Annotated in this window: 20 protein-coding genes and 1 pseudogene; 12 read left to right on the top strand and 9 right to left on the bottom strand. The window is 62.3% G+C overall.

From position 1 onward, the window contains the following. Nucleotides 1–26 precede the first annotated feature (26 nt). Nucleotides 27–914: a DMT family transporter gene (locus HU806_RS01350; protein ID WP_186609364.1), complete on the top strand. Its 888-nt coding sequence runs from the start codon at nucleotides 27–29 to the stop codon at nucleotides 912–914. Nucleotides 915–963: 49 nt separating this feature from the next. Here the strand turns inward: HU806_RS01350 and HU806_RS26775 are convergent, their stop codons facing one another. Then, entirely contained in the window at nucleotides 964–1731 is a 768-nt protein-coding gene (locus HU806_RS26775; protein ID WP_527251131.1) for a methyl-accepting chemotaxis protein, read from the bottom strand. 93 nt (nucleotides 1732–1824) lie between these two features. Beyond that, nucleotides 1825–2907 (bottom strand): annotated as a pseudogene (locus HU806_RS26770) (cache domain-containing protein); the annotation flags it as partial. A 265-nt stretch (nucleotides 2908–3172) separates the two neighbouring features. Between HU806_RS26770 and HU806_RS01340 the strand changes: the two are divergent. Then, nucleotides 3173–4216 (top strand): GlxA family transcriptional regulator, encoded by a 1044-nt coding sequence (locus HU806_RS01340; protein WP_186609361.1) that lies wholly within the window; start codon nucleotides 3173–3175, stop codon nucleotides 4214–4216. Nucleotides 4217–4223: 7 nt separating this feature from the next. Here HU806_RS01340 and HU806_RS01335 read toward each other — a convergent pair whose 3' ends face one another. From HU806_RS01335 to HU806_RS01325, 3 genes are all read right to left on the bottom strand, one after another. After that, complete coding sequence (locus HU806_RS01335) at nucleotides 4224–4430, bottom strand: hypothetical protein (protein ID WP_186609360.1); 207 nt, start codon at nucleotides 4428–4430, stop codon at nucleotides 4224–4226. Between the two features lie 232 nt (nucleotides 4431–4662). Beyond that, nucleotides 4663–5064: a hypothetical protein gene (locus tag HU806_RS01330; protein ID WP_186609358.1), complete on the bottom strand. Its 402-nt coding sequence runs from the start codon at nucleotides 5062–5064 to the stop codon at nucleotides 4663–4665. 143 nt (nucleotides 5065–5207) lie between these two features. Next, entirely contained in the window at nucleotides 5208–6413 is a 1206-nt protein-coding gene (locus HU806_RS01325) for a YbfB/YjiJ family MFS transporter (RefSeq protein ID WP_186609356.1), read from the bottom strand. Between the two features lie 112 nt (nucleotides 6414–6525). Here HU806_RS01325 and HU806_RS01320 point away from each other — a divergent pair, with 112 nt between their 5' ends. Next, nucleotides 6526–7401 (top strand): LysR family transcriptional regulator, encoded by an 876-nt coding sequence (locus HU806_RS01320; protein WP_186609354.1) that lies wholly within the window; start codon nucleotides 6526–6528, stop codon nucleotides 7399–7401. Nucleotides 7402–7465: 64 nt separating this feature from the next. On the opposite strand, the gene HU806_RS01315 is transcribed toward HU806_RS01320, so the two are convergent. Continuing rightward, a complete protein-coding gene (locus tag HU806_RS01315) occupies nucleotides 7466–8188 on the bottom strand; it encodes a pirin family protein (protein WP_186609352.1) in 723 nt (240 codons plus the stop codon). 235 nt (nucleotides 8189–8423) lie between these two features. Here HU806_RS01315 and HU806_RS01310 point away from each other — a divergent pair, with 235 nt between their 5' ends. Further along, nucleotides 8424–9374 carry a GlxA family transcriptional regulator gene (locus HU806_RS01310; RefSeq protein ID WP_186609350.1) on the top strand — a complete coding sequence of 317 codons (951 nt, stop codon included), beginning with the start codon at nucleotides 8424–8426 and terminating at the stop codon, nucleotides 9372–9374. A gap of 183 nt (nucleotides 9375–9557) precedes the next feature. Further along, on the top strand, nucleotides 9558–11048 hold the full coding sequence (locus HU806_RS01305; RefSeq protein WP_186609348.1) for an ATP-binding protein: 1491 nt from the start codon (nucleotides 9558–9560) through the stop codon (nucleotides 11046–11048). Here the strand turns inward: HU806_RS01305 and HU806_RS01300 are convergent. Further along, entirely contained in the window at nucleotides 10995–13805 is a 2811-nt protein-coding gene (locus HU806_RS01300) for an ATP-binding protein (protein ID WP_186609346.1), read from the bottom strand. The two genes, HU806_RS01305 and HU806_RS01300, sit on opposite strands and share 54 nt — an antisense overlap. A gap of 350 nt (nucleotides 13806–14155) precedes the next feature. Between HU806_RS01300 and HU806_RS01295 the strand changes: the two genes are divergently transcribed. The 7 genes from HU806_RS01295 (at nucleotide 14156) to HU806_RS01265 (ending at nucleotide 20662) form a co-directional block, all read left to right on the top strand. After that, nucleotides 14156–14977 carry an alpha/beta fold hydrolase gene (locus HU806_RS01295; protein ID WP_186609344.1) on the top strand — a complete coding sequence of 274 codons (822 nt, stop codon included), beginning with the start codon at nucleotides 14156–14158 and terminating at the stop codon, nucleotides 14975–14977. 60 nt (nucleotides 14978–15037) lie between these two features. Next, on the top strand, nucleotides 15038–15985 hold the full coding sequence (locus HU806_RS01290; RefSeq protein ID WP_186609342.1) for a LysR substrate-binding domain-containing protein: 948 nt from the start codon (nucleotides 15038–15040) through the stop codon (nucleotides 15983–15985). Further along, on the top strand, nucleotides 15982–16395 hold the full coding sequence (locus tag HU806_RS01285) for a DoxX family protein (protein ID WP_186609341.1): 414 nt from the start codon (nucleotides 15982–15984) through the stop codon (nucleotides 16393–16395). Before HU806_RS01290 ends, HU806_RS01285 begins: the two co-directional genes overlap by 4 nt. Further along, nucleotides 16388–17026 (top strand): antibiotic biosynthesis monooxygenase, encoded by a 639-nt coding sequence (locus tag HU806_RS01280; RefSeq protein ID WP_186609340.1) that lies wholly within the window; start codon nucleotides 16388–16390, stop codon nucleotides 17024–17026. The genes HU806_RS01285 and HU806_RS01280 overlap by 8 nt, the downstream gene beginning before the upstream one ends. A 118-nt stretch (nucleotides 17027–17144) precedes the next feature. Further along, nucleotides 17145–18983, top strand: coding sequence for an amidohydrolase (locus HU806_RS01275; RefSeq protein ID WP_186609626.1), 1839 nt, complete (start codon nucleotides 17145–17147; stop codon nucleotides 18981–18983). Between the two features lie 43 nt (nucleotides 18984–19026). Then, nucleotides 19027–19656 carry an isochorismate family cysteine hydrolase YcaC gene (gene ycaC / locus HU806_RS01270; RefSeq protein WP_030141308.1) on the top strand — a complete coding sequence of 210 codons (630 nt, stop codon included), beginning with the start codon at nucleotides 19027–19029 and terminating at the stop codon, nucleotides 19654–19656. 127 nt (nucleotides 19657–19783) lie between these two features. Then, a complete protein-coding gene (locus HU806_RS01265; RefSeq protein WP_186609339.1) occupies nucleotides 19784–20662 on the top strand; it encodes a LysR family transcriptional regulator in 879 nt (292 codons plus the stop codon). Nucleotides 20663–20715: 53 nt separating this feature from the next. Here the strand turns inward: HU806_RS01265 and HU806_RS01260 are convergent, their stop codons facing one another. Beyond that, a complete protein-coding gene (locus HU806_RS01260; RefSeq protein ID WP_186609338.1) occupies nucleotides 20716–21189 on the bottom strand; it encodes a PA2171 family ribosome-binding persister protein in 474 nt (157 codons plus the stop codon). Between the two features lie 448 nt (nucleotides 21190–21637). Then, nucleotides 21638–23101: an NADH-quinone oxidoreductase subunit NuoN gene (gene nuoN / locus HU806_RS01255; protein ID WP_186609337.1), complete on the bottom strand. Its 1464-nt coding sequence runs from the start codon at nucleotides 23099–23101 to the stop codon at nucleotides 21638–21640. Nucleotides 23102–23103: the final 2 nt, after the last annotated feature.

The following is a 23103-nucleotide window of genomic DNA, read 5'->3' as shown; positions in this document are numbered from 1 at the left end:
GCAGTCTCCTCGAAATGGAATGGTCTATGAGCAGTCAGTTGGACACCGCGGCACGTGCTTACGATGCCCCCAGGCCTGGGCTTGGCATCATCTTGTGTTTGTTGTCCATGCTGATCTTCGCGGGCCAGGACGGCGTAACTAAAGTGCTGGTCAAAGACCTGCCGGTCGCGCAGCTGGTCATGGTGCGTTATTGGGTGTTCCTGGCATTTGCGGTGGGCTATAGCGTCTATCAGGGCACTCTGCGCACAGCCTGTCGAAGCCGTCACCCTTACCTGCAGATCATTCGTGCGCTGATCGGGGTGGGTGAAATCGCGTTGTTTGGCCTGGGGCTGCGCTACCTTGGGTTGGCTGAGATGCATGCGCTGTATGCGGTGTTTCCCTTGATGACCTTGGCGCTGGCCGGCGCGTTGCTGGGCGAATTCATTGGCGTGCGTCGATGGATTGCCGCTGCCACAGGCTTCATGGGAACGTTGATTATCCTTCGACCCGGTAGCGGAGTTTTCGAACTGGCGGCACTGATCCCTTTGGTGGCGGCCCTGGGGTTCGCGCTGTTCAACGTACTGACACGCCGTATCAGCCGGGACGATTCGTTCGCGACGAACCTGCTTTACATGGGCTCAATCGGCGCCTTCATCATGACGGTGTCGGGCCTTCCAGGATGGGTGGCTCCGACATCGATGCAATGGGGCCTTATCGCGGTGCTTGCCACCACCGGTGTCGTGGCCCAGCTGCTGCTTATCCAAGCGCTCAGATACGCAACGGCCGCGACGCTGCAACCGTTCAATTACACGCTACTGGTGTTTGCCACGTTGATCGGCTTGTTCGTGTTCGGCGAACTCCCGGATACCTGGACCATCGTAGGGGCGTGCACGGTGATTGCCGCTGGTCTGTACGCGATCCGGGCGAAAGGGTAATGCGCAGGATTGATCGGGGCTTGAGCCGTCCTTGGCTCAGCGATGTCGATTAGAACTTGAAGCGCCCAACCAAGCCCTTGAGCTGCCCGGAAATATCGGTCAAGCGCCCCGAACCGGTCTGTGCCGTATGGGCGAACTCCTCGACCAGCTGCGCGTCGGAATGGATCTGCGCGATGTGCCGGTTGATGTCTTCGGCCACTTGGTGCTGTTCTTCCGCGGCCGTGGCGATCTGGGTGTTCTGGTCGCGAATCGAGTCCACCGACGTGCGGATCTTGTCGAAGCTGTCGCGGGCCTGCTGGATGCGTTCGACGCTGGTTTGTGACACTTGCAGACTGTTCTGCATCTGTTGGGTCACTTCCTGAGTGCGCCGCGCGAGGTTGCCGAGCAGGCTGTCGATCTCGCCGGTGGAGTCGGCGGTACGCCGCGCCAGGGCGCGCACTTCGTCGGCCACCACGGCAAAGCCGCGACCCTGATCGCCTGCACGCGCCGCCTCGATGGCCGCGTTGAGGGCCAGCAGGTTGGTCTGCTCGGCGATCGAGCGAATAGTGTCGAGGATGGTATTGATATTCTTGCTGTCCTGTTCCAGCGCCTGCATGGTCTGGGTCGACTTCTGCAGGTCCTCACTCAGTTTCAATACGCTGCCGGTGGCTTCGCCAATGTGATGCTGGCCGTCGTGCACGTCGCGGTAGCCGGTGTCCGCGCTGACGGCGGCCTGGCTGCAAGAGCGGGCCACTTCGTTGGCGGTGGCGACCATTTCGTTGAACGCGGTGCTTACCAACTCCACGGCCTGGCGCTGGCGCCCGGCGGCATCGTTCATGTTCTGGGCGACGTGGCTGGTATCGGCTGCGGCAGTTTGCAGGTCGGAAGAGGCGCTGCCGATGCGCTGCATCAGTTGCGCGATCATGCCCAGGAACTGGTTGAACCAACCCGCCAGGGTGGCTGTTTCGTCCTTGCCCTGCACCGATAGTTTGCGGGTGAGGTCACCTTCACCTTCGGCGATTTCCTGCAGGCCATTGGCAACACCGCGAATCGGCCGCACGATCACGCTGGCGAAGCTGGCGCCGACGATGGCGAAGACCACGGCCAGCGCGGCGGCGATGGCTGCGATCAACCAGGTCAGGCTCGAGGCCTCGGCCATCACTTCGTCGCGCTTGATCAGGCCGATGAAGCGCCAGCCCAGGCTTTTGGAAGTGACGATGTTGGCCATGTAAGGCACGCCATCGATCTCGATCTCGGTGGCGCCATCGCTGCTCTTTGCCAGCGCGGCGTAATTGGGACCGAGATCGGCCAGCGGCTTGAAGTTATGCTTGGCCTCGGCGGGGTCGACCAGCACGTTGCCGCTGGCTTCCACCAGCATCAGGTAGCCGCTGTCGCCCAGCTTGATGTTCTTGACCAGTTCGGTGAGTTGCTTGAGCGATACGTCGAGGCCGACCACGCCGACCAGTTTGCCGCTGGCGTCGGCGACGGTGTGCACGATGCCGATCAACGACACGTCGTCCGGCGCCCAATAATAGGCATCGGTCTTCACGGTGGTGCCAGGCGCCGCAATGGCTGCCTTGTACCAAGGGCGCGCGCGCGGGTCGTAATTGGAGATCTTCGGATCATCCGGCCAACTGGCGTAGCCGCCGTCCGCCAGGCCCAGGGACAGGTAGGCGGTGGTTGGATGGCTCTTGGCGAACTGGTCGAAAATCTCCAGCAGTTGTTTGTTGTTTTCGGTCAGCGGGATTTGCGCGGCGTCAGCGCCTGAGTAGTTCTTCAGGTCCTTGGTCGCGACGATCCGCGGGTCCTTGGCGAAGAATTCGACGTTCTGCATGATGCCGTCGAAGAACTGCTTCATGCCGTTGTCGATCTGGCGGATTTCGCGGCCGCTGCTGTCCAGGAAGTTGGCTTGTGCCGCGTCGCGCAGGTTCAACACCACGAGCACCGCCACCAGGATAACCGGGAGACAGGCAATGGTCGCGAACGCCCATGTCAGCTTCTGTTTGATATTCATGACTTCTCCCGCAGGTATTTATCGGTATTGGAACGGCGGAAACATTAGCGAGCGTTGCGAACTTGGAAGGAAAAGCGCCCATGCCTACTCTCACGCTATCGACCAATGTCGTATTCCCTTGAGGTTGCCACCTGTCGGAGGTCGTTAACGCTGACAGTGATGTCGCGCAGGCGATGGTTGCCTTTGCGGTTAATCGGGAAGATGGCTTGGCTCGGGCAATCCGCCCGGGTCCGGTCCAGATCGCCTTCCTGTCTCACGAGGCCCCATGCCCAGCGCATTCGAAAGCGTACTCAAGAACAAGAACATGGCCTATCGTCCTCAAGGGACTGCGCCTATCGAACAAGCGCCGGTGCGCGTCGCGTTTGTGCTGATGGACAATTTTTCCATGATGTCCTTTACCGGCGCGGTCGACGCATTGGTCACCGCCAACCTGATGAGCGACATGCCGCTTTATGAAGTGCTGACGGCGGGCGCTTCGGGCGGGCAGGTGACGAGTGACCTGGGCATCGTCATCTCTGCCGACATCGAACTGGCTCAGTTACCCGATAACCTCGATGTGCTGATTGTTGCCGGGGGCTTTCGCGTGAAGTTGCAAGGCACGCCGCTGTTGCGGCGCAAGTTGCGCGCCCATGCAACGTCCGGCGCCATAGTGGGTGGGTTGTGGAACGGCGTGTTTTTTGTGGCAGAGGCGAACCTGCTCGACGGTTTCGAATGCGCGGTCCATCCGGAAAGTCGGGCGACCATGGCCGAGATGTTCCCCCATGTGAAAGTCACCAGCCGCGCCTATGTGGTCGACCGCGAGCGGGTCAGTTGCGCGGGCGCCAACAGTTCGCTGCGCATGATGCTCCAGCTGATCCGTCGCACGGGCGGGGAGGCGCTGGTGGGGGCGATCGAGGAGATTCTTCGTTGCGACGAATCAGGCGATGACGCCACGGACCTGCCGCCGATCTTCGTCGAGACGGATCCGACGCTGCCGGAAAGTCTCAAGCTGGCGTTGGAGCTGATGTGGCAGAACGTCGAGGAACCGTTGACGATCGATGAGCTGGCGGCTTGCGTCAAGGTTTCGAAGCGCCAGCTGGAGCGGCGGTTCTGCCGGTTCCTCGGTGCGACGCCAACCCGCTATTACCTGGAGCTGCGCCTGACTCGGGCGCGCCAGCTCATCCAGCAAACCAATCGATCGGTCACCGAGATCGCCGTCGCAACGGGCTTCGTCAGCTCGCCGCATTTCCAACGACGCTTCCGGGACTTTTTTGGCGTTCCGCCCGGCAGCTACCGCACGGCATTCGGGCGAAAGCAAGTGTCGCAGTGAGCAACCTTCAGGCCGCGCGCGTCTTCTGAACGACGTACAACGCGATACAGCCTGTGGCACACAGCCAGATGATCGAGCCGCAGGCGGCCGCTATCAAGGAAAAATCAGAATCCAATTCGAGCATCCCTGGTACGGCGTAGGCGAACCAAAGGAGGGAGATCAAAACGTAGGCCAGCGACGACATCAGGAGTTCGAATATCTTTTTAGCGTGCATCAAAGTTCCCCGCCCGCCGACAAGGGCAGGTGTTTCAGGCTATCTGTCAGGTTGGCTTTTTTTCTGTCTGGGCAGAAATAAAAGAGGTCTCAAGTCGTTGATGGCGCATCGCTGCAAGGCTTGCCGATCAACTAAGCAGACATTCCATGTCAGAGAGCTTGCAGGAAACTTCGCTCTGTAATGACATCCGCACATGTGCGAATGGCGACGCCGCAGGCTAGTGGCGTCGGGTTCAGCTTTTATCGTCCGACAGTTTTTCCGCCGGCAATTCTTCCGTCTGTGTGGCAGTCAGTGGTGTGGCTTTGCAGAGTATTTTCCCCACTTCATCAGCGATCGAACCCTCGACGATGCGCCCTTGCATCTGATCGAATTCGGCTTTTTCCAAACCTTCGAGGCTGTTGTACATGCCCATATGGCGGACGTTTCTATCGGTGCAATCGAGTTCCAGCTTGGTGTAATTGGTGAAATAGGCACCGGATCTTTTTACCGTCGCCTGGACAGCCGTCCCGCTTTCAACAAACGAGACGATGGCGTACTCGGCATTTGAGTCATCGTAGATGTATTGAATTTTTTGTACGTCTGCATTCGCTTGGCATACTGCGAAAGCAATGCCCATCGAAATAACCATTTTCATTTCTGTTCTTCCGTGAAATGAGCTGTACTCAAACGCTGATGGCCAAGTGCAATCATTTTGCTTGGCTTGTGACAGCGAGTCAATATGGCAGTGTAATGACAGAATCCTGGCCGTTGGTCGGACAGCGTCAGTGCCTCGGAACTTTAAGCCTTCACCGTTGACCCCGCAACACGGGGAACGAAATCAAGTAACAAGGCGACGACAATCGCGCCGGCGGCAATCAGGAAAAGCAACGTGTGCTGCCCTCCGGTGGCGTTGAACAGCGCCGAATAAATGAATCCGGCGACCGCCTGGAACGTGGCGAATGAAACGGTAGCACGGCCCCAGGCGACTTGCTGGAGGTGGTGGTTTGGTACCAGTTCGTGCACTCGAGCCAGGGCCAACGGCACGATGCCGGGGGGAAATGAACCGATCAGCATCGCTAATATCGCCAACGCCAGGAACGTTTGCGAGATCGCCAGCAGGCCAAGCGCTGTCGCCTGGACGGCCAGCACTAGCCGAATACTCTTGCGTGCGCCCAGATGGTCTGCGAGATAACCATAGCTCACCGGGCCAATAATCGCGCCGACACCGTACATCACCCAGACCAGCGCGCCGACATGAGCGCCGGCCCCGAGGCCGCGCGCCACGTAGTCCACCAGGAACACCATCGCCGGCACCAGCCCGGCCGCCATGAAAGCGTATTGGGCGAACAACTGATAAACGGCGCGAGGCGTTGGTTCGTCCGGCGTGGCACGTATCTCGCCGGCTGCCGCCGGGTGCAGGTCGTGCGGCCAGCCGAACCAGCTCAGCCCGGTCAGTACCAGCGACAGTGCGCCGAGCCCCAGCCAGGTGGCCTGCAGACCCGAGCTCAACAGCAACGGCACAATCGTCCCGGAGCCGGCGATGCCCAGCCCGATCCCAAGGAAAATCGCGCCACTGGCAAGGCCTCTGCGCGCCGCTGGCACGTGGGGCAGCACGGTCGCCGCCACCAGCACCATGATCGCGCCGCCGGCAATCCCCGAGAGCAGCCGCCAGGCGAAATACCACGTCACCGATACCGCAAAGGCACAGGCGAAAAACGCCGCCGTCACGACCAACATCATCAGCCGCAGGGCATTCTTGTTGCTCAGCCGGCGCGCCATGGGCCGGCCGAGCAGGGCGCCGATCAGGTAGCCCACCAGATTGGCCGCTCCCAGGTAGACGACATCGCTGGCGCTGAACCAACGTGCCTCGATCAATGACGGAATCAGCGGGGTATAAGCGAAGCGCGCCAGGCCGATGCTGACGAGACTGGCGCAAAGGCCGGCGAAAATCGACAACCACATGCCTGTCGGTGGGACATCGAACGCCGCGGATAATGTACGCATGGGAGCAATCCTTTGAAGAGGTTTATAGCGCCCAGAATATCGTTTATCGTCGCGGCGTTTGTGCAGCGATTACACGGCATTGCGATGCATATTTGCATCATGGGGAAGGCGGATGAATTGGGATGATGCGCGAGTGTTTCTTGCGGTTTGTCGAGAGTCGACGCTGCGTGGTGCAGCACGGGTGTTGGGCGTGGACCAGGCGACCGTGGGGCGGCGCGTCGCGGCGTTGGAAAAGTCCCTGAGCGCTGCGCTGTTCCTACGTACCCCGGATGGTTATGCGCTGACGCCGATGGGCGAAGCGGCGCTCAAGTCGGTGGAGAAGATGGAACAATCGGCGTTGGAGCTGGAGCGCCGGGTACAAGGGCTGGACGACCGTCTTATCGGCACCGTGCGCATCGCCACGACCGATTCGCTGGCGATCGATTTCCTGATCCCGGCCATGTCCCGCTTGCATCGACGCCATCCCGACGTGCGTGTGCAATTGGATGCAGCGACGCAGATCATCAGCCTGGTCAAGCGTGAAGCGGACGTTGCCGTGCGCAACACCCGGCCAGACAATCCGGACCTGATCGCCCGGCGGATCGCGCGTTGGCCGGTCGGGCTGTTCGCTTCACGCGATTATGTCGACGCCCATGGAGAGCCCGCGCCTGGCAGCGCATTCGAAGGTCATGACCTGGTGGTCTATCAGCCGTACTTGCAAGGCAACAAGGATTTCACCTTGGTTGCTGAACCGGTCAGCCGTGGGCGAATTGTCGCCAGCCTGAGTTCAAGCCTGCTGGTGCGTCGGTCCATTGCGGCGGGTATGGGTGTGGGAGAAATCCCGGTGTACATGGGTGAGCGCGAGGGGTTGCTGAGGCTGTGGCCGGAGCGCACGCGGCCGCTGCCTTACGAGGTCTGGTTGGTCACGCATGCGGACTTGCGCCACACGGCGCGGGTGAGGGCGGTGATCGATGAGATTGTCGCGGCGTTTGCGCTGGAGAACGAGTGAGGCGATGAATCCTGTGGGCGCGAGCGGCTCCCACAGGTTCATCGATAGCGTCACGGCGTGTGCCTCATGGCATTTGCGGAAGTTCCTGTGGGCGCAGGTCAAACACCAGCACCTCGGCGTCGTCGCCGTTGGCCAGCGTCAACACCTGCTCATTGCGCACTCGTACGCCATCGCCTTCTTGCAACGCCATGCCATTGAGCTCGACGCTGCCTCGGGCTACGTGCACATAGGCGTAGCGATCAGAGGCCAACGTCAGTGTGGCGCTTTGCTTGCCATCGAACAGGCCGGCATAAACCCGTGCGTCCTGACGAACATGCAGCGAACCTTCAGCGCCGTCGGGGGAGATGATCAACTGCAGGCGGCCGCGTTTCTGTTCGGTACTGAAATGTTCCTGCTGATAGCGCGGCGTGGCACCCACGACATTGGGCACGATCCAGATTTGCAGGAAGTGCACCGGTTCGTCGGCGCTGTGATTGAACTCACTGTGGGCCACGCCACTGCCGGCGCTCATCAGTTGCACATCGCCCGGACGAATGACCGAGCCTGTCCCCAAGGTGTCCTTGTGCTCCAGCGCGCCTTCGAGCACATAGGAGAAAATTTCCATGTCCCGATGCGGGTGTTGGCCGAAGCCTTTGGCCGCGGCGACGCGGTCGTCGTTGATGACCAGCAGGTCGGAAAAACCCTGTTGGTTGATGTCGCGGTAGTTGGCGAACGAAAAGGTGTGGAATGAAGTCAGCCAGCCGTGACGGGCGATACCGCGTTCAGTCGCTTTGCGAAGGGTCAGCATGAGGATTCTCCTGGTTTCAATGGGCGGTGGCCGTGGCCGTTCGCCGGGTACAGAAGAAGGTTAATGGTTATCCGGCGGTTCAATAAGCGGCTGAATGGCGAAATACTGTCCGTTCTGAGTGGACAATCTCGCCGACAGTGCTTCGCTTCGTCATAATGCCCACCAATGTCCCATGGGCCCCCTGTGGCCCGGTGTCAGCTGACAGCAATGTCCTCTCGATTTTGGCGTCTTATCCATGAAAACCGTTGCGATGGTGCTATTCCCCGATTTCCTGCTGCTCGACATGGCCGGGCCTCTCGAAGTGTTTTCCATCGCCAATCGTTTTCTCGGGCCGGATCAACGCTATCAGTTGCTGACCCTGGGCACCGAGCGAGGCCCGCTGCGGGCCTCCAATGGTGTGACGGTCCAGGCTGACATCCATATCGACCAGGCTTGGGCTGCCTACGACATATTGTTGGTGCCGGGCGGCCCTGGCGCCTACAACGATCGGCATCCAGGTTTGCATACCTGGTTGCGGGCCTCGGCCCAACGGGCCACTCGCTACGGTTCGATCTGTACCGGCGCCTTTGTGCTCGGTGAAGCGGGCCTGCTGGACGGGCACCGCGTCACCACCCATTGGCACTACACCGAGCGGCTGATCCAGCGCTTCCCCAAGGCGTTGGTCGAGACTGACAAGATCTTTTTGCAAGACCGGCGCCTGATCACGTCGGGCGGCGTCACCGCCGGCATCGATATGGCCTTGTCCATCGTCGCCCAGGATCATGGGCGCAAAGCCGCGCTGGATATTGCCAAGGTATTGCTGGTGGTGATGCAGCGTCAGGGCGGGCAGGCGCAGTTCAGTCCGTCGGTAGCGGTGATCGCGACCCAGGATTCGCCGGTGACGCGCGTACAGAACTACGTGATGGAGCATCTGGAAGAACCCTTCACCGTCGAACGCATGGCGGCCCTGGCGGCCATGAGCGCTCGGCATTTTGCCCGGGTATTCGTCCGGGAAGTCAAGATGACGCCCATGGAGTTCCTGCAGGGCGCGCGTATCGATCGGGCGCGGCAGTTGCTTGAATCCACCGACTTGCCACTCAAGACCGTGGCCTTTCGCAGCGGGTTCGGCAGTGTCCGGCACATGCGCCTGCTGTTCAGTGAAAAACTCGGCCTGACCCCGGTCCAGTACCGACAGCAGTTCAGTTGAGCCTGCGGTGTCCGTCCTGGGCACCGTCATGTCCGTGATCGGTCCTGTGCCAGCATTGTCCTCTCGCCGATGGCTGCCAAGATAACGGCGAACCCTCTGGAAAGGATGCGCAAGAGCCAGGGCAGACGTGTGCGCTGTTGCACAACGATCTGCCTGGACCGGTCATCTGGCGCAGGATCGCTTATGAACAGTTTGGTCAAACCCTGCACCGAGTCGACGGTGTGCTTCGGTCCGTTTGTCTTCCATCGCCAGCAGCGACTGGTTACCCGCGACGCAAGTCCCCTGGCGCTGGGCGGTCGCGCGCTGGACATTCTGCAAGTGTTGGTAGCGCACGCCGGCGCCTTCGTCAGCAAGCAAACGCTGATTGCCCGCGTCTGGCCCGACAGCGTGGTTGAAGACATCAATCTGCGGGTGCATATCGCGGCGCTGCGGCGAGCGTTCGGCGAGGGCCGTGACGGCCAACGCTACATCCTCAATCACCCCCGCCAGGGCTACTGCTTTGCCGTGCCGCTGGCGTTGGAGTCAGTTGCGCAGTCACCCGCCACGCCGCCGTCCGCGCGGCACAATCTGCCCGCGCGGCTGAGTCCGGTGATCGGTCGCGACAAAGTCCTGGGCCGCTTGCTGGTCGAAGTGCCGCGCCAGCCGTTGACCACCGTCGTCGGCCCGGGTGGTGTCGGCAAGACCACCGTGGTGCTGCGCACAGCAGAGCTGTTGCTGGAGCACTTTGCCGATGGCGCCTGGTTCATTGATATGGCTGCCATCAACGACCCGGTGCAGGTCCCGATTCGGATTGCCCAAGCCCTTGGCCTGGCCGGCGGCGCCTTGGCCCAGCGACTGCAACCCTGTCGGATGTTGCTGGTGCTCGATGGTTGCGAACACCTGGTCGGCGCCTGCCGGGAACTGGCCGTGACGCTGCGGGCAGCGGCGCCGGGCGTATCGCTGCTCTTGAGCAGCCGCGAAGTCCTTGGTCTCGCTGACGAAAATGTCGTGCAGTTGCCCGGCCTGGCGGCGGCATCGTCCCGCGAGCCTGGGCATCAGATACTGGCCTGTCCGGCGGTGCAGTTGTTGATCGATCGAGTCGGCGCCCGCCAGCAGGATTTCAAGCCGAGTGAGCGTGACCTGATCCCCCTGGCGCGGATCTGTCGGCGTCTGGACGGGTTGCCGCTGGCGCTGGAATTGGCAGCGGCGCAAGTGGATGTGCTGGGCGTGGCTGGGGTTCTCGAGCAGTTGAACCACGGTCTGTCGCTGCTGAGCCATGGGCGTCGCACCGCCGAGGCGCGTCACCGAAGCCTGGAAGCGGCCCTGGATTGGAGTTTCGAACGCTTGAGTGACGATGAACGAACGGTTTTCCAACGCCTCGCGGTGTTCGAAGCGCCGTTCACGCTCAAGGCGATGATGGCCGTAGCCAGTTGCGTGGAAGTGGAAACCGGTCGATTGCCCTGGCTGTTGTCACGTCTGGTCGCCCAGTCGCTGGTGACGGTCGAGCAACCTGCCGAAGGGGCCCGTTACCATCTGCTGCGCACCACCCGCGCCTATGCCTTGGAAAAACTGCGCGACAGTGGGCAATGGCAGCTCGTGCATCGACGCTACGCGCTGCAACAAGCGTGGCAGACGCGCCGGTCACGACCCGAGGCGCCGGGCCAGCGACTGGAGCAGCGCGTCGGTTTCTTTTAGATCGGGCGTGTCGAAGCCTTCGGTGAAGCGCCGATAGACGCGGGCGAGCACCTCCTCGGCGGCTTCGTCCTGGCCTTGGCGCTGCCACAGTCGGGCCAGCGATAGGGCGCTGCGCAATTCCCAGGCGAGCGCGCCTTGACGCCTGGCCACGTCCAGCGCGGCCAGCAGCAGCGCTTCGGCCTGGCTTTCGACAGGCGGGTCGTCCCGCGCCAGCAAGACGTGAGCGGTCGCCCGCAGGATCTCCGCCGAGCACCAGCCTGCGGCGCCGCTGTGGGCGCGCTCGATCTGCTGCGGGCTGGCGGCCTCTGGTCGCAGCGTCACGACGATGTCCTCGATCAGGCTGGTGGTGGTCGGGTACGTCGCCAGGGGCGCGCCGTCAAGTGCGCGTTCGTAATGGCAGGCCCAGTCATGGAACAGCATCACCGAATGCTTCCTGGCCTGGCACTTCAAGAGATCGAGCCGTTCTCGGGCGATCAGGTGATCGCCAGCGTAATGGGCGATCACGCAACCGGCTGTCGCCAGGGTGTAGCAGATCGAGGTTCCATGGTTGATCTGCAAGGCGATTTGCAGCGCCAGGTCGGCGGTGCGCCGGGCTTTTTCGGCGAATCCTTGCAGCCAGAGAATGCGCGCCAGGATGGTCAGCGCCGCCACGCTCTGTTCGTATTGCACGCCGAAACCGTGGGTGAAGCGGCTCAGGTGGCCGTTTTGGGCCAGGCGCTGGATAACCTGCTCGGCGTGGTGCCGCGCCGCGCCCTGATCGCCGCTGAAATGCAACGCCAGCACCCGCAACCGTTGGGTGCTCAAGGACAGGACCGGATCGCCCGGCAGCCCCAGCCGGTCGAAGGCCAGCCATTGTTCCAGGGCCTCCTGGTAGCGGCCGCGGCTGAGGTTTACCGTCATTTGGCCCGACACTGCCCGCAGCTCGCCGGGTAAATCGTGGCATTGCCAGGCCAATTGCCGGGCCGTGACGAACGCCTCGACGGTGGCAGGTGTGCCGCCCTCGGTGTGGTAGTTGAAACTGGCGTGGGCCAGCTCCAGGGCGAGGGTCAATTTCGGGCACGGCGAGGGACCGGCCCTGAGCAATTGCCGAGCCTTGCTGACGTACAGCCCATGCTCTCTGAGCAGCGACAGCTCTTGCCAGAGGGGCAGTGTGCGGGCGGTCAGGCGGATCGCCACGCTGTGGGAACCGTGCGGGCCCAGCCCTCGGTCCAGCGCGGCGCGAATGTCGTCGCGGTAGGTCGCGTAGCGTTCGATCCAAAGCCGCGTGGGCGTGGTGTCCCAATCTTTCTCGGCCTGCTCCATGAGCGTCAGGCAGCGCTCGGCGTGGCGCTCCTGGCTGGCGGCGAGTTCGCCTGCGTCGATCAACTTTTCCAGGGCATAGCTGCGGGTGGTGTCCGGCAGGCGATAACGCACTTCTTCGTCGCCGATCTCGACGTTCAGCAGGGATTTGGCGACCAACTGACTGACCGACACCAGTACCTGGCTGGGCGCGACATGCTGGCCAACGATGACCGCCGCGGCCGAGGCGAGATTGAAACTGCCCATGAACACGGCCAAGCGTCGCAAACAGGTCTGCTCGCAAGTGGTCAACAGCGCGAAGCTCCAATCCAGCGTGGCGCGCAGCGTCTGCTGGCGCGGTGCGCTGGCGTGAATGTCATGGTCGAGCAGGGCGATGTTGTCTTGCAATTGCCGGCAAAGCTCTTGCAGTCCAAAGCGCCCCACCTGGGCCGCGGCAAGTTCGATCGCCAGGGGAATGCCATCCAGCCGCTGGCAGATGTCCACCACCATCGGCACTTCATGATCGGTCAGCTCGAAATCGTCCTGGCTGGCCATCGCCCGCTCGGCGAACAGTTGCAGCGCCGGGTAAGCCAAGGCTGGATAACCTTCAATGGCCATGCCCCGTGGCGGCAGCGCCAGTGAATCGAGGCGTTGCACGTGTTCGCCTTCGGCGCGCAGGCCTTCGCGGCTGGTGGCCAGGATATGCAAATGCGGTGCGCCACGCAGCAAGGTCTCGCAGAGCAGGGCAACGGCGTCGATCAGGTGTTCGCAGGTGTCGATCACCAGCAACAAGTGGCGCTCCTTGAGCGGCCGGATGACGGTCTCAAGCGGCTCGCCGTCTTGCAGCGATAGATCGAGCAAGGCGCAAAGGTTGGGCGCGATCATGGCCGGGTCGTTGAGCGAGGCCAGGTCCAGCAGATAAGTGCCGTCCCGGTAATGGCCAATCAGCCGCTCGGCAACCCGCAGGGCGACGGTGGTCTTGCCGATGCCACCACTGCCAACCAGGGTGATGAAGCGTTTTCGCGGCAACTGCGCCACCAGCGCCTCGACCATGCCTTGACGGCCGATCATGCGGGTGCGGCGCGGCGGCAGATTGCGCGCCAGCGAAGGGTGCGGGATACGCGCCAGTTGTTCGGGCGATTCGAACGTCACCGGCGCGACAAAACTGTAGCCGCGCTGCGCCACGGTGACGATGTAGCGCTGGCCGGCCTGCCCATCGCCCAAGGCCTTGCGCAGTGCCGCCACGTGAACCCGCAGATTGGTGTCTTCCACCACGCTCTTGGGCCAGACACGAGCGATCAGTTGCTGCTTGCTCACCACTTGGCCGGCGTGTTCGAGCAGCACCAACAGAATCTCCACCGCCCGCCGACCCAGGCGCAACGGTTGCCCGCGCTCCAGCACCAGACGCTGGCGCGGATGGACCCGGTACGGGCCGAAATGCAGCGTCTGTTCGACGGGCAGGCTGAGGTAATGGCTCATGGTGTGCTCAATTGTTCTGTTCCCCTGGTCATGGGCTGTACCTGAGCATATTCCTCAGGTTTTGCGCCCAGCGCAACGGTGGGTAGCTTCCATGGACCGATGGGCAAACGCCGATTCCCGTGGCGAGGGAGCTTGCTCCCGCTGGGTCGCGAAGCGGCCCCAAAAGCCCGTTTCCCCATAAATCTGGCACACCGAGGTGACAGTTCCGGGGCTGCTACGCAGCCCAGCGGGAGCAAGCTCTCTCGCCACAAAAGCGCATCGATCGGGAAAAAATTAACAACGTTTAACTCACGCGCAAGACGCCCCTGGCCGGACCATTGAATGATCCACCCACCTCAAGGAGTCATGTCATGAGCACGTTCATCACCCGCGACGGCACGCAGATCTACTACAAGGACTGGGGCAGTGGCCAACCGGTGGTCTTCAGTCACGGCTGGCCGTTGAACTCCGACAGTTGGGAGGCGCAGATGATGTTCCTGGCCTCCAATGGCTATCGGGTGATCGCCCATGACCGTCGGGGCCACGGACGTTCCAGCCAGCCCTGGGACGGCAATGACATGGACACCTACGCCGATGACCTGGCCGAACTGATCGAGCGCCTGGATTTGAAGAACGCCGTGCTGCTCGGTTTCTCCACTGGCGGTGGCGAAGTGGCGCGCTACATCGGTCGTCACGGCGCCGCCCGTGTCGCCAAGCTCGGCCTGATCTCAGCGGTGACGCCGTTGATGCTCAAGACCCCGGCCAACCCCGGCGGCTTGCCCATCGAGGTGTTCGACGGCTTCCGCCAGGCCTCACTGGCCGATCGTTCCCAGCTATACAAGGATGTGGCCAGCGCGTTTTTCGGTGCCAACCGTCCGGGCGCCAAAGTCTCCCAGGGCATGATCGACTGGTTCTGGATGCAGGGCATGCTCGCCGGCCACAAGAACACCTACGACTGCATCAAGGCGTTCTCGGAAACCGACCTTTGCGAAGACCTGCGCAACATCGACGTGCCGACCCTGGTGGTGCATGGCGATGACGACCAGGTGGTGCCGATCGAAACCGCCGGCATCGCGGCCGCCAAGCTGCTCAAACACTCGCAATTGCTGGTCTACCCAGGCGCGCCCCACGGCCTGACCGACACCCACAAGGACCGCTTGAACGCGGACCTGCTGGCGTTCATCCAGGGCTGAGGCGTACCGGCGCAGGCCTGCGCCTGCGCCGGTATTCGGCATTCAACAGGAACGACACCCATGAACCGCAACGATTTACGCCGCCTCGACATGAACCTGCTGGTGATCTTCGAGGCGCTGATGTTCGAGAAGAACCTGACCCGCGTCGCCGAAAAGCTGTTCATGGGCCAGCCGGCGGTGAGCGCGGCGCTGGGGCGACTGCGGGATCTGTTCGATGACCCGCTGTTGATCCGTCATGGCCGCGGCATGGAGCCCACGCCGCGAGCCCTGGCGATCCTGCAGGAGCTGCAACCGGCCATGGACACGATTTCCGGCGCGGTCAGCCGGGCCAAGGCGTTCGACCCGTCCACCAGTTGCGACGTGTTTCGCATCGGTCTGTCCGACGATGCCGAATTCGGCCTGTTCCCGCCCTTGTTGAGCCAACTGCGCGAAGAAGCCCCAGGCATCATCGTGGTGGTGCGGCGGGCCAATTTCCTGCTGATGTCGTCGCTGCTGGCCAGCGGCGAAATCAGCGTCGGCGTCAGCTACACCACCGACCTGCCGGCCAATGCCAAGCGCAAGAAACTGCGGGACATTCCCTGCAAGGTCTTGCGCGGCGACAAGCGTCCGGAGCCGCTGACGCTGGATGAATACTGTTCGCGTCCCCACGCCATGGTTTCGTTCTCGGGCGACCTGAGCGGCAACATCGACCTGGACCTGGCGCGCATCGGCCGGGCCCGTAAAGTCGTGCTGGCGGTGCCGCAATTCAGCGGCTTGCGCGCGTTGCTGGCCGGCACCGAGCTGATCGCCACCGTGCCGGACTACGCCGCCTGCGCGTTGGTGGAAGGCTGCGCCCTGCGCGCCGAAGACCCGCCGTTCGAGATCAATGCCGCCGAGTTGTCGATGGTCTGGAGCGGTGTGCATGACAACGACCCTGCCGAGCGCTGGCTGCGCTCGCGCATCGCCACGCATATGTCCCAACCGCTGCCGGCAGCCGCCTCGACGGATCCGGCCGGAGCGCACCGATGAACACTTTTGACGAACGCCGCATGCAGGACCTGGGCTTGCTGTTCCTGCGCCTGAGTGGCGCGCTGTTTCTGCTGTGGGTCCATGGCCTGCCAAAGCTTTTGAACTACAGCGCCGAGCTGAGCCGCATCGAAGACCCGTTCCACCTTGGCGCCGCGCCGACACTGATATTGGCGATCTTTGCCGAAGTGCTCTGCCCGTTGCTGATCATGGCCGGCGTGCTGGTGCGCCTGGCGTGCCTGCCCATTCTGTTTCTGCTGGCGGTTGCGCTGCTGCTCGTGCACCCGCAGTGGAGCCTGGAAGAAGGGCAGTTCGGCTGGCTGCTGTTGATTGTCTTTACCAGCGTCTTCATCGCCGGCCCTGGTGGCCTGGCGATCAACACGCGTTTTGCTGGAGTGCTTCGCCATGCCTGAATCTCAAACCATCAAATCCACCGCACCGGACGCGATACCCGGTTTCGACGAAATCGTCACTCTGGTAGTCAAGCACCGGATCAAGGCTGGCCAGGACGGTGCCTATGAAGCCTGGTTGCGGCGCATCGTCAGTGTCGCCGGTCAGTGGCCCGGGCATTTGGGCGTGGACGTGGTCCGGGGCAAGCAGGACGGGTTGTCCTTGTTTACCTGCGTGCTGCGTTTCTGCTCCACGGACGCCATGCAGCGCTGGCTCGATTCCTCCGAGCGACGTGAGCTGGTGGAAGAGGCCGCGCCGCTCTTGGCCGATGGCGACCAGACCGAAGTTGCGCCGCACAAGGAGTTCTGGTTCGCCCCGCTGGCCGATGCCTCGATGCCGCCGCCGCGCTGGAAGCAATCGGTGGTGACGCTGCTGGTCATCCTGCCGCACACCTTGCTGGTGCCGTTGCTCTGGGGCCCGCTGCTGCAACTCAACGCGTTCCTGTCCAACTACGTGGTCGCGACGTTCCTGATCACCGTGACCATCGTGCTCTCGGTGGTGTACGTGTGCATGCCGCTGGCGACGCGCTTGTTCGCGCCGTGGCTGGAAGCGTCCATGACCCACGAGCATCTGGAGCCCGACCATGGCCAATAAAGACGACCCGACCGATCCGCTGCGCCGCCAATTACTGGCAGCCGGATCCTTGCTCAGCGCGGCAGCGGCTTTCTGGCCACGCCTGTCTCTTTCATCTTCCCATTCAGAAGGAAATCCGATGAACGCCGATCTGATTCTGTTCAATGGCCAGTTCCATACCGTCGACCGCGAGAAACCTCGCGCCAGTGCGGTTGCCATCAGCCAGGGGCGCTTCGTCGCCGTGGGCACCGACGCCGAGGCCATGGCCTTGCGCGGCAGCGGCACCCAGGTCATCGACCTCAAGGGCCGCACCGTCATTCCCGGGCTCAACGACTCGCACTTGCATTTGATCCGGGGCGGCTTGAACTACAACCTGGAGCTGCGTTGGGAAGGCGTGCCATCCCTGGCCGACGCCTTGCGCATGCTCAAGGACCAGGCCGATCGCACGCCGACGCCGCAATGGGTACGGGTGGTGGGGGGCTGGAACGAATTCCAATTCGCCGAAAAGCGCATGCCGACCCTGGAAGAACTCAATCAGGCGGCGCCCGATACGCCAGTGTTCGTCTTGCACCTGTATGACCGCGCCTTGCTCAATCGTGCCGCGCTGCGCGTCGCCGGTTACACCCGCGACACGCCGAACCCGCCCGGCGGCGAGATCGTTCGTGATGCCAACGGGAATCCGACCGGCATGCTGGTGGCGCGGCCCAACGCGATGATCCTGTACTCGACGCTGGCGAAAGGGCCGAAGTTGCCGCTGGAATATCAGGTCAACTCCACTCGCCAGTTCATGCGTGAACTCAACCGCCTGGGCCTGACCAGCGCCATCGACGCCGGCGGCGGTTACCAGAACTACCCGGACGACTACGAGGTCATCGAGCAATTGGCCCGCGAGCAGCAGTTGACGGTGCGCATCGCCTACAACCTGTTCACCCAAAAGCCCAAGGAAGAACTCACCGACTTCAAGAACTGGACCGGCAGCGTCAAGCTGCACCAGGGCGATGACTTCCTGCGGCACAACGGCGCCGGTGAAATGCTGGTGTTCTCGGCGGCGGATTTCGAGGACTTCCTGGAGCCGCGCCCGGACTTGCCGCCAGGCATGGAGCAGGACCTGGAGCCGGTGGTCCGCCATCTGGTCGAGCAACGCTGGCCGTTCCGCCTGCACGCCACGTATGACGAATCCATCAGCCGCATGCTCGATGTGTTCGAGAAGGTCAACCGCGACATTCCGTTCAACGGCCTGCCTTGGTTCTTCGACCACGCCGAGACCATCACGCCGAAGAACATCGAGCGCGTCCGTGCACTGGGCGGCGGCATTGCGATCCAGGATCGCATGGCCTTCCAGGGCGAATATTTTGTCGACCGCTACGGCGCCAAGGCCGCCGAAGCCACGCCGCCGATCAAGCGCATGCTCGCCGAAGGCGTACCAGTGGGCGCCGGCACCGACGCCACCCGCGTATCGAGCTACAACCCGTGGACCTCGCTGTATTGGATGGTCAGCGGCCGCACGGTTGGCGGCCTGTCGTTGCATGAGGAAGGCCTGCCGCGCCTTACCGCGCTGGAACTGTTCACCCACGGTAGCGCCTGGTTCTCGTCGGAGCAGGGCAAGAAGGGCCAGATCAAAGTCGGCCAACTGGCGGACCTGGCGGCCCTGAGCGCGGATTTCTTCAGCGTCGAGGAAGAAGCCATCAAGTGGATCGAATCGGTGCTGACCGTGGTGGACGGCAAGGTGGTCTACGCCGCCGGCGACTTCGAAAAACTCGGCCCGGCCAGCGTCCCGGTGCTGCCGGACTGGTCGCCGGTGGTCAAGGTTCCGGGCCACTGGCGCCCGAGCTCTCCATTGCAGGCGCAAGTCCACCAGTGCAGCGGCCCGTGCAAGGTGCATTCCCATAGCCACGAACGGGCGCGTTTGTCGAACGTGCCGGTCAGCGACTTCCAGGGTTTCTGGGGCGCGTTTGGCTGTTCGTGCTTTGCGTTCTGATTGACACACCCATTTCTCTACATCCATCCAAAGGAGTCATCTCATGAGCAACGTTCCCGCTTACAACCGTCTGAACAAGGACGACGCGGTGGTCCTGCTGGTCGATCACCAGACTGGTCTGATTTCCCTGGTCCAGGATTTTTCGCCCAACGAGTTCAAGAACAACGTATTGGCGCTGGCTGACCTGGCGAAGTTCTTCGGCCTGCCGACCATCCTGACCACCAGCTTCGAACAAGGCCCCAACGGCCCGATCGTGCCGGAGCTCAAGGAAATGTTCCCGGACGCGCCGTACATTCCGCGTCCAGGCCAGATCAATGCGTGGGACAACGAAGACTTCGTCAAGGCAATCAAGGCCACCGGCCGCAAGCAACTGATCATCGCCGGCGTCGTGACCGATGTCTGCGTGGCATTCCCGACCTTGTCGGCACTGGCCGAAGGTTTCGACGTATTTGTCGTCACTGATGCCTCGGGCACCTTCAACGAAACCGTGCAGCAAGCCGCCTGGGTGCGCATGACCGCTGCTGGTGCGCAGATGATGAACTGGTTCTCGGTGGCGTGTGAGCTGCATCGCGACTGGCGCAACGACATCGAAGGCCTGGGCAACCTGTTGTCCCAGCGCATTCCCAACTACCGCAACCTGATGAACAGCTACTCGGCGCTGACCGCCAAGTAAGTTGTCGACTGGCTGAACGATGCCCGCCAATGTGCGGGCATTTTTCTTTCAGGCCGACAACCGCAGGTTTTGTATTTGGTTTGAAATCTCCCTATAAAGGCTGTGACTGTCCACCCCTGGAATGACAATGAACCCCTTCGAAGAAATGCGCATCTTTGCCCAGGTCATGGAGTCCGGCAGTTTCACTGCGGCGGCGGACAAGCTTGGGCTGTCCAAGCAGTTCGTCAGTCGCAAGCTCATGGAGCTGGAGCAGCGCCTCGGGGTGCGCCTGCTCAATCGCTCGACGCGGCGGCTGGACGTCACGCCCTTGGGCCAGCGCTATTACGAGGCCGCTTTGCGCTTGCTCAATGAAGTCGAGCAAGTGGAGCAGGGCATCAGCGGCCAGACCAGCGAGCCGCGCGGGACCATTCGGCTCAGCGCGCCGTTGTCCTTCGCCGTGGCGCACTTGGGTAGCCTGCTGCCGCTGTTTTTGCAGCGCTATCGGGATGTCAGCGTCGAAGTCGACCTGAGCGACCGTTCGGTGGACCTGTTGGGCGAGGGCTACGACCTTGCACTGCGGATCGGTGTGCTGGAGGATTCGACTTTGATTGCCCGGCGTATCGCGACCGTCGAGCGGGTGTACTGCGCCAGCCCGGCATATCTGGCGCAGCGCGGAACGCCGACGCACCCTGAAGACCTACGCCATCACGACTGCTTGCCCTACGGTCACAGCCGTCAGGTGCAATGGCGATTCGAAAGCGCTGCAAAACCGATGGCGTTGGAAGTAGCGGGGCGGATGCGGGCCAATAACGGCGACTTGCTCAGGGATGCGGCCATCGCCGGAATGGGCATCACCTACCTGCCCACGTTCATCCTCGCCGACGCGCTGAAGGATGGCCGTCTGGTCAAGGTGCTGGAGGGTTTCGAAACCGAGCCGTTGGCGCTGTCGGCGGTGTATCCGCAACATCGCCAGGCGTCGCGCCCGGTGCAGGCGTTGGTTGAGTTCCTGCGCGAGCAGATGCAATAAAGGCGTAGACGCATTCAGCCGTCCTGGGACGGCTGAAGCTTAAAGGCGCTTGATCAAGCGGCCAGGTTGGCGCTGAACTCTTTCTTGTACTGGGCTTTCACGGCTTCCATCTGATTGCCCAGTTCATCGAGCTTGGCCTTGCCGAGGATTTTCCTGGCTTTAGGGAACATCTCGGTTTCTTCTTCCTCGATGTGATGCTCAAGCAGCTCCTTGACCACTTTCACGCGGCCGGCGAACTCAGGTTGGGAAGGGTCGGTGTTTTTCAGGTCGGGCAGCACCAGGGAATCGACGGTACGGTGCTCTTCCTTGGCTTCGTAATACATCTCGGCTTCATCCTTGCCACCTTCCTGCTTGAAGGCCGGATAAAGGATTTCTTCTTCCAGGCGGGTATGGATGGACACTTCCATCTCCAGCTTGGCCAACAGTTCGGTGCGTTTCTTGATGGCGCGGTCGGTTGATTCGCTCAACTGGGACAGGATGCCCTTCACGCGTTCATGGTCGGCTTTCAACAGGTCGATGGCGTTCATGTGTTGCTCCTCGGTCATTCACGGATGCGGGCCGGCTTCGAGCGCCGACGCCACGTAACAAGGACAGGTGCATCCACCGTGCCAGCCGAGTCGCTTGATAAAACTCTTTGTAATCAATGACTTGAATTATCGAGACTTTTCAGCATCGTGCAGGCTGCATGAGGCCCGCTGAAAATGCCTTGCACTTTGCGCTGCCGAGGGCGCTGGTGGCGAAAAATTAATCAAACCTAATAACAATCTCGGAAAACCACCAAACCGTGGCGAGGGAGCTTGCTCCCGCTCGGCTGCGCAGCAGTCGTAAAAATCTGCCTGACCTGACGCGGCAAAGCGATGGGGCTGCTGCGCAACCCAGCGGGAGCAAGCTCCCTCGCCTCGGTTTCAAATCCAGCTCAAAAAAAATGCCCGCATCTCACGATACGGGCATTTGTCAGCGATGACGCTCAGGCAATCAACCCGTCAACCCAGCCTGCTGGACCAGCGTCAGCAACGGCTGCGGGTACACGCCGAGGAAGAACGCCAACACGGCGATGGCCAGCAGCATCACGCCGCCTGCCTTTTGTTCCCAGTGCAGCTCGGCATCGTGGCGACGCAGGTTCGGTTCCATCAGGTACAGGGTGACCATCACGCGCAGGTAGTAGAACACGCCGATGGCACTGCCCAGCACCAGGGAGCCGACCAGCCACCATTGGTGGGCCTCGACGCCGGTGGCGATGATGTAGAACTTGCCGATGAAGCCGGCGGTCAGCGGGATGCCGGCCAGGGACAGCATCATCACCGTCAGCACGGCGGTCAGGTACGGACGGCGCCAGAACAGGCCGCGGTATTCGTACAGTGCGTCGGCGTCGCGGCCGTTGTACGGCGAGGACATCAGGGTGATCACGCCGAAGGCGCCAAGGCTGGTGATCACGTAGGTCACCAGGTAGACGCCGATGGCTTCCACGGCCAGGCCTTTGCTGGCGATCAGGGCGATCAGCAGGTAGCCGAAGTGGGCGATGGACGAGTAACCCAACAGACGCTTGAGGTTGCTCTGGGTCAGCGCCAGCAGGTTACCGAACAGGATCGACGCGATGGCGATGATGGTCAGCACGTTGCTCAGCACACCGCTGCTGGCCACTGGCGAGATCTGGAACAGACGCACCATGACCGCGAACACCGCCACTTTCGACGCGGTGGCGAGGAACGCCGCCACCGGCGCCGGGGCGCCTTCGTAGACGTCCGGGGTCCAGAGGTGGAAGGGCACCAGCGACAGTTTGAACGCCAGGCCGATCAGCATCATGCCCAGGCCCAGTTGTGCGATCGGGCTCGGCAGGCCGGTGGCCGCCAGGGCCTGGCCGATGCCGACGAAGCTCAGGGTACCGGCTTCGGCGTAGAGCAGGGCCATGCCGAACAACAGGAACGCGGAACCGGCCGCCGACAGCACCATGTACTTGATGCCGGCTTCCAGGGAACGCTTGTTGAAAAAGGCATAGGCCACCAGGCCATAGACCGGCACCGACAGCAGCTCCAGGCCAATGAACAGGCTGGCCAGGTGCTGCGCGCTGACCAGGACCAGGCCACCGGCGGCGGCCATCAGGATCAGCAGGTACAGTTCTTCGCGGTTGCCCGGGTAACCCGAGCCGCCATCACCCAGGTAGGCGTGGGCGAGGGTGACGCAGGCGAGGGTGGCGACCAGGATCAGCGCCATGTACAGGCAGGCGAAGCTGTCGATCTGGATCAGCGGCGTGACCGCCAGTGGCGCAACTTTCAGGGCCGGCAGAATCGACAGCAGGGCCAGGTTCAGCCCCGCCACCGACAGCAGGAAGGTTTGTGCGTGATTGCGCCGCCAGGCGATCGCCAGCATCACCACGATGATCGTGGCGCTGGTGATCAACAGCGGCGCAAGCGCGATAAAGTGTTGAATCGTGAATTCCATAG

Source organism: Pseudomonas sp. SWRI154 (assembly GCF_014268645.1).
Classification (GTDB): domain Bacteria; phylum Pseudomonadota; class Gammaproteobacteria; order Pseudomonadales; family Pseudomonadaceae; genus Aquipseudomonas; species Aquipseudomonas marvdashtae.
Note: the sequence above shows the minus strand (reverse complement) of the source record. Positions and strands in the feature narration are given on the sequence as shown.

What these genes read in the sequence shown, in the direction of transcription:
- HU806_RS01350 (WP_186609364.1), top strand. Translation starts at nt 27, where the DNA reads ATGAGCAGTCAGTTGGACACCGCGGCACGTGCTTACGATGCCCCCAGG.
- HU806_RS26775 (WP_527251131.1), bottom strand. Translation starts at nt 1,731, where the DNA reads ATGAACGATGCCGCCGGGCGCCAGCGCCAGGCCGTGGAGTTGGTAAGC.
- HU806_RS01340 (WP_186609361.1), top strand. Translation starts at nt 3,173, where the DNA reads ATGCCCAGCGCATTCGAAAGCGTACTCAAGAACAAGAACATGGCCTAT.
- HU806_RS01335 (WP_186609360.1), bottom strand. Translation starts at nt 4,430, where the DNA reads ATGCACGCTAAAAAGATATTCGAACTCCTGATGTCGTCGCTGGCCTAC.
- HU806_RS01330 (WP_186609358.1), bottom strand. Translation starts at nt 5,064, where the DNA reads ATGAAAATGGTTATTTCGATGGGCATTGCTTTCGCAGTATGCCAAGCG.
- HU806_RS01325 (WP_186609356.1), bottom strand. Translation starts at nt 6,413, where the DNA reads ATGCGTACATTATCCGCGGCGTTCGATGTCCCACCGACAGGCATGTGG.
- HU806_RS01320 (WP_186609354.1), top strand. Translation starts at nt 6,526, where the DNA reads ATGAATTGGGATGATGCGCGAGTGTTTCTTGCGGTTTGTCGAGAGTCG.
- HU806_RS01315 (WP_186609352.1), bottom strand. Translation starts at nt 8,188, where the DNA reads ATGCTGACCCTTCGCAAAGCGACTGAACGCGGTATCGCCCGTCACGGC.
- HU806_RS01310 (WP_186609350.1), top strand. Translation starts at nt 8,424, where the DNA reads ATGAAAACCGTTGCGATGGTGCTATTCCCCGATTTCCTGCTGCTCGAC.
- HU806_RS01305 (WP_186609348.1), top strand. Translation starts at nt 9,558, where the DNA reads ATGAACAGTTTGGTCAAACCCTGCACCGAGTCGACGGTGTGCTTCGGT.
- HU806_RS01300 (WP_186609346.1), bottom strand. Translation starts at nt 13,805, where the DNA reads ATGAGCCATTACCTCAGCCTGCCCGTCGAACAGACGCTGCATTTCGGC.
- HU806_RS01295 (WP_186609344.1), top strand. Translation starts at nt 14,156, where the DNA reads ATGAGCACGTTCATCACCCGCGACGGCACGCAGATCTACTACAAGGAC.
- HU806_RS01290 (WP_186609342.1), top strand. Translation starts at nt 15,038, where the DNA reads ATGAACCGCAACGATTTACGCCGCCTCGACATGAACCTGCTGGTGATC.
- HU806_RS01285 (WP_186609341.1), top strand. Translation starts at nt 15,982, where the DNA reads ATGAACACTTTTGACGAACGCCGCATGCAGGACCTGGGCTTGCTGTTC.
- HU806_RS01280 (WP_186609340.1), top strand. Translation starts at nt 16,388, where the DNA reads ATGCCTGAATCTCAAACCATCAAATCCACCGCACCGGACGCGATACCC.
- HU806_RS01275 (WP_186609626.1), top strand. Translation starts at nt 17,145, where the DNA reads ATGAACGCCGATCTGATTCTGTTCAATGGCCAGTTCCATACCGTCGAC.
- ycaC (WP_030141308.1), top strand. Translation starts at nt 19,027, where the DNA reads ATGAGCAACGTTCCCGCTTACAACCGTCTGAACAAGGACGACGCGGTG.
- HU806_RS01265 (WP_186609339.1), top strand. Translation starts at nt 19,784, where the DNA reads ATGAACCCCTTCGAAGAAATGCGCATCTTTGCCCAGGTCATGGAGTCC.
- HU806_RS01260 (WP_186609338.1), bottom strand. Translation starts at nt 21,189, where the DNA reads ATGAACGCCATCGACCTGTTGAAAGCCGACCATGAACGCGTGAAGGGC.
- nuoN (WP_186609337.1), bottom strand. Translation starts at nt 23,101, where the DNA reads ATGGAATTCACGATTCAACACTTTATCGCGCTTGCGCCGCTGTTGATC.